Here is a 12,282-nt window from a genome sequence, read left to right on the forward strand (position 1 = left end):
GCTGCCTCAGAGCGCCCAGAGGCTTCCTTTCGGCAGCAACCCCGGACGCGAAAACTCCTTGCGCACCTGGTCGACCGCCTCTCCCGCCATCGGCATGAGAGGGAAGGGATCGAGAATCCTCTCCGCCTTCCGAAAAACTTCCCGGCTCCAGAAAGGGAAGAGGGGGTCATGTCCATGCAGATCGCTTCGATCTACCCTGGATCGGTGCCATGCTCCTTCTCCCCCCTGGCGAAGGTCTCGAGAGCCTCCTTTCCCCTCGGCCAGGAAGAGCAGCTTCCGGCTCTCCGCATCTCCTCCCTCCTCCTCAATCGCAGAGATCGATGCGGCACTCTTTCCCTTCCCATGAACACCCCCTGTTCTCGCCCGGGGGTCAATGCCTCGTGTCGTCGGGGAGTCATTTCCGGCTGTCGTCTGACAGAAGCGAATCGATAAGCCCAATTTGCAGACAAAGTTCCCTATCGAGGAGAAATCCGGATAGCGGTAAGATTCCGGGTGGAGCGAAGAAGAGTTGCGGAAGGCCGGAGGACGACAGGATACGGCAAAAAAGCGCATGAAATTCGTCTCTTTCTTGGCCCGGAGAGAGTGGGCCCCCGTCTGGTCCGTTCTTGTCATTCTCTGGCTAGCCCCCGCGCTTCACGCGAACTGTACACAGGATGTTCAAGTAGTCTCCTCACGGAACTACTACACGCTCTTTCTCTCTTCGGGACGGACTGGGCTTCGGGAAGCGCTGCTGCGGGAGATTTCCCTCGACCGGTTCCGCAACTTTGGCTCAACTTGCGTAACTCCCGTCCATTGGAGGGAGCTCCCGGATCACCCCTATCTCGAATTGAGAACTTTGATTGATGGGAGACTGCTTCCGGTACGAAAAAGGAGCAATGGGTTTTGGACGCGCCTCACCTTTCCGGCTGGCCAGGAGATCGAACTCTGTAGGGACACCCTTCAGCAAGCTCTTGCGCGTAATTCCCAAGAAAAGATCGATTTCTTTGAAAATCTCATCGGGAGCGGCGGTTATCGGACTCCGATTGAGGACTACTGGGTCATTGTCGACCTTGGGAAGATCTACACTTCCTTCCTCCAGGTTGCCGCCATTGGCCAAGGCACGCCATCTTCGCCCACCTTCCAGGAATTCCTCAGCGGCCAGATAATCCAGATATTTCCGGGCGGATACCAGATCCAGGGAAATACAATCTGGTGGCACTGGCAGAAAATCTATGCTCCCAATTGGAGCACAAAGATCCACGTCGAATGGAAAGCTTGGTATCGGTAGGATATCAGCCTGCGGAAAAAGGGTTCGAACAGTTGAATGAATAGTTGCTAGTTCTTGCGCTTTCATGTATATTTTAAGCATGTTACGCAAGATGGTCAGCATCCATGAAGCCGCCGAGTTCCTGGGCGTCGCGGCGCAAACGCTGCGACGCTGGGAGCGCGAAGGCAAGCTCATCCCAGACGAACGCACGCCGGGTGGACGGCGGCGCTATGACTTGGCGCGGCTTCGTCCTGAACAGTTCCATGCACCCGATGTAGCACGCCGCACGGTTGCCTACGCCCGCGTCTGCAGCCACGACCAGAAGGACGATCTGGAACGGCAGAAGCAGGTGCTCGAACTTTACTGCGCCCGGCAGGGCTGGACGTTCGAGGTCATCGCCGACCTGGGTTCGGGCATGAACTATCACAAGAAGGGCCTCAAGCGGCTGCTGGACGATGTGGTGGAAGGCCGCATCGGGCGGCTAGTCATCACGCACAAGGATCGGCTACTGCGCTTCGGCGCGGAACTGGTGTTCGCCATCTGCGAGGCCAAGGGCGTCGAGGTCGTCATCCTCAACCAAGGGGAAGACACGACGTTCGAGGAAGACCTGGCGAAAGATGTGTTGGAGATCATCACGGTGTTCAGCGCCCGGCTGTACGGCAGCCGTTCGCGCAAGAATCAGAAGCTGCTCGACGGGGTGAAAGGCGCCGTGGAGGCGTCGCAATGCTGATCGCGCACCGCATCGCCCTCGATCCGAACAACGTGCAGGCGACGTATCTGGCCCGTGCGGCGGGCACGGCTCGGTTCGCCTACAACTGGGCGCTGGCCGAGTGGAAGCGCCAGTACGAGGCGTGGAAGGCCGACAACAGCCTGTCCAAGCCATCCCAGGCGGCGCTGCGCCGTCAGTTGAACGCGGTCAAGCGCGAGCAGTTCCCGTGGATGCTCGAAGTCACGAAGAAGGCGCCGCAGATGGCGATCATCCAGCTTGGCCAAGCGTTCCAGAACTTCTTCGCGGGTCGCGCCCGGTATCCACAATTTCGCAAAAAGGGCCGCGACGACCGTTTCACGCTCACCAACGACCAGTTCAGTCTCGACGGCTGCCGCATGCGCATCCCCAACCTTGGCTGGGTGCGCATGCGCGAGTCGTTGCGTTTTCCTGGGAAGGTGATGTCGGCTACGGTCTCCCGTGTGGCCGACCGCTGGTTCGTCCGCATCGTTGTCGAGATGCCGGAGGGTTTGCGTCCGCCAGAAGCCGAAAGCCAAGGCGTGGTTGGCGTGGATCTGGGCGTCTGGGCGCTGGCGACGCTCTCGACAGGGGAGAAGGTGCCTGGCCCCGAGCCGCCCAAGGCGCGGCTGGGCCGCTTGCGCAGGCTCTCGCGGAGCCTGAGCCGCAAGAGGAAGGGGTCGGCCAACCGGCGCAAGGCCAAGGAGAAGCTGGCGAGGCTGCACGCCCGAATCACCAATGGCCGCCTGGACGCCCTGCACAAGCAGTCGGCTGGCCTCAGGCGCCGGTTTTCGCTCATCGGCGTCGAGGGCCTGAACGTGCGCGGCATGATGGGCAACCGGCGTCTGGCCCGGTCGATCGGCGACATGGGCTTCTTCGAGTTCCGGCGGCCGCTGGAGTACAAGGCCGCTATGCGGGGCGGAGAGGTGGTGGTCGCCGATCGGTTCTTCTCCAGCAGCAAGACCTGCTCCCACTGCGGCCATTGGCTGGAGAGCTTGCCGCTCTCGGTGCGTCAGTGGACCTGTCCGGCCTGCGGCGCGGAGCATGACCGGGACGTGAACGCCGCGATGAATCTCAAGAATGTGGCCGTGAGTTCCACGGTGTCAGCCTGTGGAGAGGAGGGCTCTGGCTCGGCATGCAAGCGCCGGGTGAAACCAGCCTCGGCGAAGCAGGAAGTCGGCTTTGTTCCTGTTTAGGCGGGAATGAGCAAGTCTGACGGAACGGCTTCCGGGAGAGCTAGAGGAAGAAGTGCGGGATACAATCGCATGAAACCGATCCCTTCATGGTCGCAGCAGGGATGGGCCCTGCTCTGATCCACTCTTCTCATCCTCTGGACAGCTTCCCCGCGCCCCGCGCAGAGTGTACATCAGAGGCGATTCGACCTGTCGCCATGCGACGGTGCTACAGGCTCTTTCTCTCTCCAGGGCAAAAAGGACCGCGGGGAGCGCTGCTGCGGGAGATTTCCCTCGACCGGTTCCGCAACTTCAGATCCGCCGGCATGGCCTCCCTCTATAGAGAGGAGGCTCCCGAGCTCCCCTTTCTCGAATTCCGCGGCTCGATCGAGAGCGATGCCGAGTTCGCGCCATTGGCAAGACCGCCTTTGGATCAGGGAGTAAAGAACGCCGGGACTATCGGCTTGACGCAGACCGCCACCATCCCTAGATCCTGATCATGATCGGCACCGCCCTCACGTTCCGCGCCTTCCCCGATCTCTTCCCGGACGAGGACGCCGCGCGGGCGTGGTTTGAGCGCGCCCGCTGGCCGGACGGCCCGATCTGCCCGGTGTGCGGATGCGTCAACCACGCTTCCTGGCTGCGGACGATCCGCCGCTGGCAATGCACCACCTGCCACCGACAGTTCTCGGTCACCGCTGGCACGCCGATGCACCGCACCCACCTCCCGATGCTCACCCGGGGCGGCGTTGGGCGCACGCTGCCTTACCGCTTTCTCACGGGAACCGCCTGATGGCCCGCACCAAGCCCGAGCATCCGCCCGTCCATCGGACCGACCTGCTGCCGTCGAACCTGACGGCCAGCAAAGAGGCGGCCGTGCGCGCGCTGCTCAGAGCCTACCGCCGGGGTGCGGTGCTGCTGGGCCGGGAAGAGTGGCGGCTCTTCTTCGAGACGGGCCGCTTGGAGAAGAACCACGACGTGGACAAGGTCACCTTCGCTGCCGTCATCGGCGCGGCCAACCGCGTCCAGATGGCCCGCTGGCAGGTCGTCGGGCAGCTCCAGGGCTGGATCGGCAACCGGGCCAATGAGTTTCGAGACCTGGTCAACCACAGCACGCTGCCACCCGCCACCAAGCAGATGCTCCACGCCATCAACGGCCTGGGCGCGTGGTTCTGGCGCGGCGAGGTGGCGAGGAGAGAGACGGGCGAGGTGATTCCGGTCTCCGTGCGACGGCTGGCGCGCGCCATGATGCGCCACTGCATGGCGCGGCATCGCCGCCCGGACCTCTCGCGCATCTCCATGCGCCTCGACCACCGCGCGGGGAGCATCGCCCGCCCCATCCAGGCGACGCAGCGCGGCAGGGTCGGCTGGTGGGTGAGCCTCTCCACGCTCGAGAAGGGGCGCAAGATCGCCATCCCGCTGCTCACCTACGACTACCATGCCAAGCGCCCTGGCCGCGTGACCAACGGCATCCAGGTGAACGAGCGCGAGGGTCGCCTGAGCTTCGGCGTGGTGACCGACATGGGCGAGGTCTGCGCCAAAAGCCGCGCCGCCTACGACGGCCACGGCGCGCTGGCGCTTGATTTTGGGCTGTCCACGCTCTTGGCCACATCCGATGGCCGGCTGCTCGGCCAGGGCTGGCTCAAGCGGCTCAAGCGGTACGACGCGCTGCTTGCCGTGATCGCGGCCAGCCAGCAGCGTGCCGGACGCAGGCCGCGGGAGAGCCAGCGGTATCGGGCGCTGGTGGAGGACGTGCGCGGCTTCCTTCGCACCGAGGTTGGCCGCGTGCTCAACCGCCTTGTCGAGCAGGGCAAGCCCAAGGAGTTGGTGCTGGAGCGGCTCGACTTCCGCCACCCCGACCTCTCAAGGCGGCTCAACGCGATCCTGCGCAACTGCGGACGCTCGATCGTCCAGGAGAAGTTGCGCGACCTGGAGGAGCGCTTCGGAATCCCCTCCGCCGAGGTCAACGCCGCATACACCTCTCAGGCATGTTCCGGTTGCGGCTATGTGGACAAGCGGAACCGCCGCGACCAGAAGACCTTCGTCTGCCGTTGGTGCGGTCACCACATGCACGCCGACCTCAATGCGGCGGCCAACATCGAAGCGCGCCGTGCGCGCCCCAATGGTTGGCTCTTCCAGGGGAAGGCTGCGGTCCTTGCCGAGCTCGTGCGCGAGTTCGGGGAGCGACCTGTCCGGGCGCTGGGCCTGGGCAGAACCGGGAGCCGGGGTGCCCCCGCCGACCCACGATCCACCAATCCCTACTTCGGTGGAGTGCCGTTGCCCGTGGTGAGGTCATCCGAACGCCGCGAGGCGTCCATGAAATCGCCCGATCCTCCAGCCCTTGTGGCTGCCTGAGTCAACGCGATAGTACCCAAGAACGCAGCACTCCTTGCGCGCCGATGGCGAGGAAGGCCCAACAGAGAGTAAGGGTCCCGCCGCGAGCCCTGCCTTCCCCAAGGTCTCGCCCCCAATCTCCCCGGCCAGGCCAAATCCCAAGCGGCTACGCCAGAGCGGTTGAGGCAACGGCGGGCGCTCGGGGCCCTCTTCAGCGGTCCTGGCGCCGGAACGCCTGGGTGGCCCGCGCCAGCGACAGCAAGAACAAGCCCGTCAGCACGATGGCCGCGATGCGCCAATGGTCGCTCAGGAAGGCCCCCACCGTCGTGCCGGCGAGCACAATCGCAAGGATGCCCAGATGGCAGGGGCAGGTCAGCGCGGCAAGCAAACCCCATGCATAGCCCCGCCAATGGGGCGTCTTTTTGGGTTCGATGCCTTGAGGACTCTCCCTGATTCCCTTCTGTCCCTCGCCACAGTCTTGCACTCGCAATCACCGCCTTCTTGATGGCTCACCGGCTCCTTGATCGAGTCGGGCACCAGAAAACCGCCACTGGCCGGAACGCTGCGATCCGCTGCCCGAGCTTGCCCGATACCGGAAAGGCGCTCAGCGCGATCCTCCTTCTCCATCGCTACCCAGCGCAGCAGGACAGCTGCCTCACGTCCTTGTGGAAGGTCTGTGCGGCGAGCTTGATGCCTTCGACCATCGTCAGATAGGGGAACAACTCGTTCGCCAGCTCCTCCACCGTCATCCGGGCCCGGATGCCGAGCGCCGCCGCCTGGATCACCTCGCCCGCTTCCGAGGCGACCGCCTGCACACCGATCAACCGATGGCTACCTTCCTCGACGACGAGCTTGATGAAGCCGTGCGGGTCGAAGTTGACGAGCGCGCGCGGCACGTTGTCGAGCGTGAGCAGCCGGCTGTCGGTCTCGATCCCCTCATGGTGCGCCTCCTCTTCGCTCAAGCCGACCATGGCGACCTGCGGGTCGGTGAACACCACCCTTGGTACTACGGTCAGGTCGAGCGTCGCTTGGCCACCGGTCATGTTGATCGCCGCGCGGGTACCAGCCGCCGCCGCCACATAGACGAACTGAGGCTTATCGGTGCAGTCGCCGGCAGCGTAGATGTCCGGGGCGCTCGTCCGCATGCCGGCATCAATCTCGATGGCCCCCTGCTCGTTGACCGCGACACCCGCCGCCTCGAGGCCAAGGCTGCGCGTATTGGGCGTGCGGCCTGTGGCGACCAAGAGCCGGTCGACGCGCAGCTCACCCTGCGGGATCCTCAGCACGAATTCCGGGTCCCGGTACGCTACCTCGCTCGCCTGCGTGTGCTCCCACACCTCGATGCCCTCGCTGCGGAACGCCGCGGTGAGAGCCTCGCCAATGGCCGGGTCTTCGCGGAAGAGCAGAGTGCTGCGCGCCAAGATCGTGACCCGGCTGCCCAGCCGGGCGAAGGCTTGCGCCAGCTCGACCGCCACCACCGACGAGCCGATCACCGCCAGCCGCTCCGGGATCGCCTCCGTGATCAATGCCTCGGTCGAAGTCCAGTAGGGCGTCTCGCGGAGGCCGGGAATGGGCGGCACGGCGGGGCTCGCACCGGTGGCGATCAGGCAGCGGTCGAAGGCGACCACCGACTCCCCACCACCCTTCCGCTGCACCGTGAGGGAGCGCGCGTCCTGGAAGCGGGCTTCACCATGGAGCACGGTGATGGATGGATGAGCATCGAGGACGCTTTCGTATTTGGCATGGCGCAGCTCATCGACACGCGCTTGCTGCTGGGCGAGCAGGCGTTCCCACAGGATGGTCGGCGATACCGGCGGCAGGCCGGCATCGAAGGGACTTTCCCGGCGCAGGTGAGCGATGTGGGCCGCGCGAATCAGGATCTTGGAGGGGACGCAGCCGACATTGACGCAGGTGCCGCCGATCGTGCCGCGCTCCACGAGGGTGACCCGCGCGCCTCGCTCGACCGCCTTCAGCGCCGCCGCCATCGCCGCCCCACCGCTACCGAGGATGGCGATCTGAAGCGCACCATCGCGGGATGCCGCCTGACCATGGTCAACAACCCCTTCCTGGAGCCGATCGAGCCCTCCACCCTTTGTCGGCGGAGGGGCGGACTCCGCTAGCGCTGCACCGTAGCCAAGCCTGGTAACGGCATCAACCAGGGCTTCGGATGCCATCTCCGTCCCCACGGCCACCCGCGCGCGCCCCTGCCCAAAAGAGACCTCGGCCGATTGGACACCGGGCACCCGCTCCAGCGCCGCCTTGATGTGGATGGCGCAAGACTCACAGGTCATGCCGGTGATGGTTAACTCTCTCGGATCGTCTCTTTTCATCGTTTCCTCTTTCATCGTTCCCCCTGAGCCACTCATCGCGGGACAAGGACCCGCCCACCGTTCCAGCCCTCTTACGCGACGTGCGCAATCGCTTCTGCAGCCTTCCCGCCGGGCTCACGGCTTGACGCTCGAGGGATAGCCCGCATCCTTGGTCGCCTTGGTGAGCTTCTCCACGCTGGTCTTGGTGTCATCGAAGGTGACGACCACTTCCCGCTTCTTGGGCTCCACGTCGATCCGGCTCACCCCCTCGACCTTGGAGAGCGCCTTCTTGACCGTGATCGGGCAGGCCGCACAGGTCATGCCGGGCACGAAGAGCGTCACGGTTTGGGTTGCGGCCCAAACGGGGGCAACGACGGCACTCAGGGCGATAGCAATCAGTAGTTTCTTCATGGCAAGCTCCCGATCAGTAGAAGAGTGGCAACAGGTAGGGAAAAACGAGCGCGACCACGATCAGCGCGGCCACGACCCAGAAGATCCACTTGTAGGCGGTCCGAACGCGAGGAACCGCGCAGACCTCGCCCTCCTTGCAGGCGCTCGTCCGCCGGAAGATGCTTCGCCAAGCGAAGAAGAGCGAGACCAGCGCCGCGAAGATGAAGATTGGCCGGTAGGGCTCAAGCACGGTCAAATTGCCGATCCAGGCGCCGCTCAGGCCCAGGGCCACCAAGAGCAAGGGCCCCAAGCAGCAGCTCAAGGCGAGGATGGCGGCCAGCCCGCCAGCCAGCAGGGCACCGACCCTGTTTTTCGATTCTACCTTTTGGGATTCCGACATGCGCTTCTCCAATCGAGGCTTCGCTTTCTATGATCAACTTACCTCCGTAGCTAAGTACGGAGTCAAAGCAAAGTCAGAATGCCTCCAGGAGCCCCACCAGCCCCATTTCGCTCAGCCGATCAGTCAGTGCGCTCGCAAGCCGCTTCTCTCTCCGTAAGGGCTTGCTGCAGAAGCGGGAGCTGCCTGTTGCGAGCATTGGCCGGTATAGCAGGGCGCAGTGGACGGGGAGGAGAGCCGTGCTACGATCCATGGCCCAAGCCCGCATCCTAAAAGACAGAAGACGATCAGCCCGGCGACGGCAAGCGGGTTCAATTTGTTTTCCGATTCGAGCTTGTGCGATTCCGACATGCGCTTCTTCCTTTCGAGGTTTCGCTTGAATATGGTCAGCTTACCTCTGTAGTTAAGTACGGAGTCAAAGCGAAATGAAAAAGAGCCGAGAGAGCCTCACCATCGGCGCTTTCGCCAAGGCCGCCGGAGTCGGCGTCGAGACGATCCGCTTCTACCAGCGGAAGGGATTGCTGCCTGAGCCCGATCGGCCGTATGGGAGCATTCGCCGATATGGCGCAGCGGATGTGGCACGGGTCAAATTCATCAAGTCGGCCCAGCGGCTCGGCTTCCGCCTCCATGAGATCGGGGAGCTCCTCAAGCTGGAGGATGGCAGGCACTGCCACGAGACGGCCCGATTTGCCGCGCGACGGCTGGCGGATGTGCGCGCCCGGCTCGCGGATCTCACGCGGATGGAGGCGGTGCTCTCGAAATTGGTCGACGAGTGCAAGACACAGCAGGGCAATGTCTTCTGCCCCCTGATCGCCGCCCTGCATTCCTCTTGAGCGGAGAGTCGAGCGGAGCAGACGATCCTTTTCGCCTGCTGAGCCAAGCTCGACTCAGTTCTCGTGGAGTGGCGAGACGATGGCGCATGGTAAGGGATCCCGCGCCCGCCCTTGCTCCTCGCCACGGTCCCTTCCCTTGCTTGCGAAAGGGGACGCGCGCTTCGGCAGGCGCCCACGCTTCCCAGGCTACTTCGGAAGGAAGATCACCTCGACCGCCTCTCCGACCTCGACGCAGTCCGATTCCGCAGGCAGGAGAGCCAGGAGATCCGCAGAAGCGGAGGGAAAGAACCCTGCCGCATCCGCAAGGCTGACCGGGGTGAACGCGGGCTCGCCTCTCGGCCCCGAGACGAGGTGACCCGCCCAATACTCCGTCCGGCCTGCACGCTTGCGGATCCGGACAAGCGACGGAAGCCGCGCTCTGGCCCCAGAGGGTATCTCCCCCATCCGGGAGCGGATCAGCGGACCGACCAGGTCGTAGAAGAGCACGAAGACCGCCGCGGGTGTTCCGGGCAGGCCGAAGAGCGGCTTTCCGCGCCACCGGCCAAAGAGAAAGGGTCGCCCGGGCTTGACCGCGACCTGTCGGAGGACGACCGCGTCCCGCTGCGTCAGGAGCTTGCCTACATAATCACCCTCGCCTACGGAGACGCCGCCCGTCGTCACCAGCAGATCGACCCGCTCCGCGAGACAGTCGAGCCTCTCCTCCAGGAGCTTCGGGTCGTCATCCGCGATTCCGCCCTCGGTCAGCTCGACCCCGAGCTCGCCCAGCGCTGCCGAAAGAAAGACCCGGTTGCTGTCGTAGATCTCCCCGGCGTTGAGCGGCTCTCCCAGGGGCCGCAGCTCCTTGCCCGTGCAGAGAAGCCCGACCCGGAGCCTCGGACGCACGAAGACCGTCTCCGATCCAATCGCGGCCAGCAGCGCGAGAGCGCGGGGGCCAATCCTTGTTCCCGCGGAAAGAAGCTTCTGGCCCCGGACCAGGTTCTCGCCGCGGGCACGAACGTTCTCCCCGGCTGGCAAGCCGCCGGGCAAGAGCACCTTCTCGCCCCGGAGGAGAGCCTCCTCTTGCGCAATGACAAGGTCGGTCCCCTCCGGAAGAAGGGCCCCGGTAAAGATGCGCACGCAGCTCGCCTCGGGCAGGGAGCCCGAAAAGGGCGCTCCCGCGGCGGCGGTGCCAGCGATCCAAAATTCTCCTCCCCTCTCCCCCAGTTGCGAGGCTCGGACGGCATAGCCATCCATCGCAGAGGTTGATGCGGCAGGGAGATCGATTGGAGAAACGAGCTCCCGCGCCAGAACACGCCCTACGCTTCGCGACAGGGCAACCTCCTCTTCCGTCCGAGACGGAGCCATCTCCTCCCCGAGCCGTCGCCGGGCCTCCTCGAGCGAAAGCCGCTCCTTCGCCCGAGGCGGCGATTGACCGCGCACGCGGGAAGCCGCAAGGCCGGAGGTCTCGAGGATCAGGCCCGCGACCCCTGCGGCATCGTTCCGGTTGAAAAAGCGGACGCCCGAGGGAAGCGAGAGAGCGCCTTCGGAAGCCACAGCCAGAAGAGCCGGATCATCCTGGCAGAAGAGGGGTCCCAGCCCCGGTGCCACCAGCTCGATCTTCGGCACCCCCTCCGCCCGAAACCCTTCGACCAGGAGCAGGTCGATCGGGCTTGGCCCAAGAAGGGCGATCGCTTCCGCAAGCTCGGGCTCCTCCGGAGGGGTCATCTCCTCGACCCACGCGCGCCGGGTCGGAGAGACGAGAAGGACCGGATTGGCACCGGCCTCCCGCAGCCGCATGCTGTCCTTCCCGGGATAATCGATCTCGAAGCCTTTGTGGGCATGCTTGATCGCGGCGACCCGGAGCCCCTTGGAGGCGAGGATGCGCACGACCGAGCAGAGAAGGGTCGTCTTCCCGGCTCCGCTCCGTCCCACGAAGGCGATCACAGGGAGGAGGCTCCGCCCGCTCACCGTCCCTTCCGCTCCTCTGCGGCTCTCTGGCGAATCCGCTCCCAATCCTCCGGGCTGTTCACGTTCCAAAAATCGGCGGGCCGCTCGGAAAAATCAATCGCGGTGGCTCCGATCGACTGCAAAAACTCTTCGGCCCTCCTCCCTCCCCGATCGAGAAAGCCTCGCAGCAATCCTTCGCTCTCCCGCTCATAGAGCGCACAAAGGAACTGTCCCCGCACCCCGTCATGCGCATAGGCGCTCCCCGTTGTCCCGGCCATCACCCCGCGAAAGAGCCGCTCGCCGAGATCTCGCGGCAGGAAGGGGGAGTCTCCCGGAGCGGTCAAGAGGAAGGACAAGCTCGGAGGCAGAGCGGCCCAGGCCGCTTCCACCCCAGCCAAGGGCCCCCAAAAGCCGGGACGGAGATCAGGCAGCACCGGAAGCCCAAAGGCGGCGTATCGCTCCCTCTCCCGATTGGCGCTGATGGCGAGCCAGCTCACCTGCCGCCGCAGCCGCTCGGCCGCATGGGCACAAAGTGGTTTCCCGTCCAAGGGGAGCAGCCCCTTCTCCACACCCCGCATGCGCAATCCCCGGCCGCCGCAAAGGAGGACGCCACCCATCCGGGCCGCAATCAAAGAAACTCTTCCCTCGGCAGCCGAAAGCGAGCTATCGCCACTCACACCTCGAGCCACATCGCCCGGCCGGCGGCGTCCGCTCGTTCCCCCTACGCGCCTGCGACCGGTTTCTGAAGGAGAGCCAGGGCGGCTCGCACCGGTTCCGACAGCTCCCTGCCGTCCTCCTCGGCATAGGCCAGGAGCTTTTCCCGCATCGAGGGAGTCCAGAATCTCTTGAGATGGTCCGCGATTCCCGCCTCCGCTTCTTCCCGGGAAGGATAGCTGTCAAAGAAGTCGCCGATCTGGTTCGCCATCTGCACCAAGTCTTCGATCATGCGTC

At 64.6% G+C, this 12,282-nt stretch carries 15 protein-coding genes; 5 read left to right on the plus strand and 10 right to left on the minus strand.

Features of this window, described 5'->3' with window-relative positions; all coding sequences use genetic code 11:
* Positions 1-6: 6 nt before the first annotated feature.
* Both MacB4_RS02570 and MacB4_RS02575 read right to left on the minus strand, forming a co-directional pair.
* Positions 7-612, minus strand: a complete 606-nt coding sequence (locus tag MacB4_RS02570; protein WP_206864313.1) for a hypothetical protein — start codon at positions 610-612, stop codon at positions 7-9.
* Between the two features lie 157 nt (positions 613-769).
* Positions 770-1,369 (minus strand): hypothetical protein, encoded by a 600-nt coding sequence (locus tag MacB4_RS02575; protein ID WP_206864314.1) that lies wholly within the window; start codon positions 1,367-1,369, stop codon positions 770-772.
* Between MacB4_RS02575 and MacB4_RS02580 the strand changes: the two genes are divergently transcribed.
* The 4 genes from MacB4_RS02580 (at position 1,347) to MacB4_RS02595 (ending at position 5,497) form a co-directional block, all read left to right on the plus strand.
* Positions 1,347-1,976, plus strand: a complete 630-nt coding sequence (locus MacB4_RS02580) for an IS607 family transposase (protein WP_206864315.1) — start codon at positions 1,347-1,349, stop codon at positions 1,974-1,976. The genes MacB4_RS02575 and MacB4_RS02580 overlap by 23 nt on opposite strands.
* Entirely contained in the window at positions 1,970-3,166 is a 1,197-nt protein-coding gene (locus tag MacB4_RS02585) for an RNA-guided endonuclease TnpB family protein (protein WP_206864316.1), read from the plus strand. Before MacB4_RS02580 ends, MacB4_RS02585 begins: the two co-directional genes overlap by 7 nt.
* Positions 3,167-3,641: 475 nt before the next feature.
* Positions 3,642-3,935 (plus strand): transposase, encoded by a 294-nt coding sequence (locus MacB4_RS02590; RefSeq protein ID WP_206864317.1) that lies wholly within the window; start codon positions 3,642-3,644, stop codon positions 3,933-3,935.
* Positions 3,935-5,497 (plus strand): zinc ribbon domain-containing protein, encoded by a 1,563-nt coding sequence (locus MacB4_RS02595; protein ID WP_206864318.1) that lies wholly within the window; start codon positions 3,935-3,937, stop codon positions 5,495-5,497. Before MacB4_RS02590 ends, MacB4_RS02595 begins: the two co-directional genes overlap by 1 nt.
* 190 nt (positions 5,498-5,687) lie before the next feature.
* Here the strand turns inward: MacB4_RS02595 and merE are convergent, their stop codons facing one another.
* From merE to MacB4_RS02620, 5 genes are all read right to left on the minus strand, one after another.
* Positions 5,688-5,909 (minus strand): broad-spectrum mercury transporter MerE, encoded by a 222-nt coding sequence (gene merE / locus MacB4_RS02600; RefSeq protein WP_206864911.1) that lies wholly within the window; start codon positions 5,907-5,909, stop codon positions 5,688-5,690.
* A 196-nt stretch (positions 5,910-6,105) separates the two neighbouring features.
* Positions 6,106-7,821, minus strand: a complete 1,716-nt coding sequence (merA, locus tag MacB4_RS02605) for a mercury(II) reductase (protein WP_370569390.1) — start codon at positions 7,819-7,821, stop codon at positions 6,106-6,108.
* 99 nt (positions 7,822-7,920) lie between these two features.
* Entirely contained in the window at positions 7,921-8,196 is a 276-nt protein-coding gene (gene merP / locus MacB4_RS02610) for a mercury resistance system periplasmic binding protein MerP (RefSeq protein WP_206864319.1), read from the minus strand.
* A 13-nt stretch (positions 8,197-8,209) separates the two neighbouring features.
* Positions 8,210-8,575, minus strand: a complete 366-nt coding sequence (gene merT / locus MacB4_RS02615) for a mercuric ion transporter MerT (protein WP_206864320.1) — start codon at positions 8,573-8,575, stop codon at positions 8,210-8,212.
* A 73-nt stretch (positions 8,576-8,648) separates the two neighbouring features.
* The gene (locus MacB4_RS02620; protein WP_206864321.1) at positions 8,649-8,825 is read right to left on the minus strand and encodes a hypothetical protein; all 177 of its coding nucleotides are present in this window, start codon (positions 8,823-8,825) and stop codon (positions 8,649-8,651) included.
* Positions 8,826-8,997: 172 nt separating this feature from the next.
* Here MacB4_RS02620 and merR point away from each other — a divergent pair, with 172 nt between their 5' ends.
* Positions 8,998-9,405, plus strand: a complete 408-nt coding sequence (merR, locus tag MacB4_RS02625) for an Hg(II)-responsive transcriptional regulator (protein WP_206864322.1) — start codon at positions 8,998-9,000, stop codon at positions 9,403-9,405.
* Between the two features lie 186 nt (positions 9,406-9,591).
* Here merR and glp read toward each other — a convergent pair whose 3' ends face one another.
* The 3 genes from glp to MacB4_RS02640 form a co-directional block, all read right to left on the minus strand.
* Positions 9,592-11,352: a gephyrin-like molybdotransferase Glp gene (gene glp, locus MacB4_RS02630; RefSeq protein WP_206864323.1), complete on the minus strand. Its 1,761-nt coding sequence runs from the start codon at positions 11,350-11,352 to the stop codon at positions 9,592-9,594.
* The gene (gene mobA, locus MacB4_RS02635; RefSeq protein WP_206864324.1) at positions 11,349-11,948 is read right to left on the minus strand and encodes a molybdenum cofactor guanylyltransferase MobA; all 600 of its coding nucleotides are present in this window, start codon (positions 11,946-11,948) and stop codon (positions 11,349-11,351) included. The genes glp and mobA overlap by 4 nt, the downstream gene beginning before the upstream one ends.
* Positions 11,949-12,052: 104 nt before the next feature.
* Positions 12,053-12,277 (minus strand): formate dehydrogenase subunit delta, encoded by a 225-nt coding sequence (locus MacB4_RS02640; protein ID WP_206864325.1) that lies wholly within the window; start codon positions 12,275-12,277, stop codon positions 12,053-12,055.
* Between the last annotated feature and the right edge of the window lie 5 nt (positions 12,278-12,282).

The organism is Methylacidimicrobium sp. B4 (assembly GCF_017310545.1).
In the GTDB taxonomy this organism is placed as follows: domain Bacteria; phylum Verrucomicrobiota; class Verrucomicrobiia; order Methylacidiphilales; family Methylacidiphilaceae; genus Methylacidimicrobium.

Bases quoted from the DNA above. Each gene is read 5' to 3' on its own strand.
- MacB4_RS02570 (WP_206864313.1), bottom strand. From the start codon at position 612: ATGACAAGAACGGACCAGACGGGGGCCCACTCTCTCCGGGCCAAGAAA.
- MacB4_RS02580 (WP_206864315.1), top strand. From the start codon at position 1,347: ATGTTACGCAAGATGGTCAGCATCCATGAAGCCGCCGAGTTCCTGGGC.
- MacB4_RS02575 (WP_206864314.1), bottom strand. From the start codon at position 1,369: ATGCTGACCATCTTGCGTAACATGCTTAAAATATACATGAAAGCGCAA.
- MacB4_RS02585 (WP_206864316.1), top strand. From the start codon at position 1,970: ATGCTGATCGCGCACCGCATCGCCCTCGATCCGAACAACGTGCAGGCG.
- MacB4_RS02590 (WP_206864317.1), top strand. From the start codon at position 3,642: ATGATCGGCACCGCCCTCACGTTCCGCGCCTTCCCCGATCTCTTCCCG.
- MacB4_RS02595 (WP_206864318.1), top strand. From the start codon at position 3,935: ATGGCCCGCACCAAGCCCGAGCATCCGCCCGTCCATCGGACCGACCTG.
- merA (WP_370569390.1), bottom strand. From the start codon at position 7,821: ATGAAAGAGGAAACGATGAAAAGAGACGATCCGAGAGAGTTAACCATC.
- merP (WP_206864319.1), bottom strand. From the start codon at position 8,196: ATGAAGAAACTACTGATTGCTATCGCCCTGAGTGCCGTCGTTGCCCCC.
- merT (WP_206864320.1), bottom strand. From the start codon at position 8,575: ATGTCGGAATCCCAAAAGGTAGAATCGAAAAACAGGGTCGGTGCCCTG.
- MacB4_RS02620 (WP_206864321.1), bottom strand. From the start codon at position 8,825: ATGGATCGTAGCACGGCTCTCCTCCCCGTCCACTGCGCCCTGCTATAC.
- merR (WP_206864322.1), top strand. From the start codon at position 8,998: ATGAAAAAGAGCCGAGAGAGCCTCACCATCGGCGCTTTCGCCAAGGCC.
- mobA (WP_206864324.1), bottom strand. From the start codon at position 11,948: ATGGGTGGCGTCCTCCTTTGCGGCGGCCGGGGATTGCGCATGCGGGGT.
- MacB4_RS02640 (WP_206864325.1), bottom strand. From the start codon at position 12,277: ATGATCGAAGACTTGGTGCAGATGGCGAACCAGATCGGCGACTTCTTT.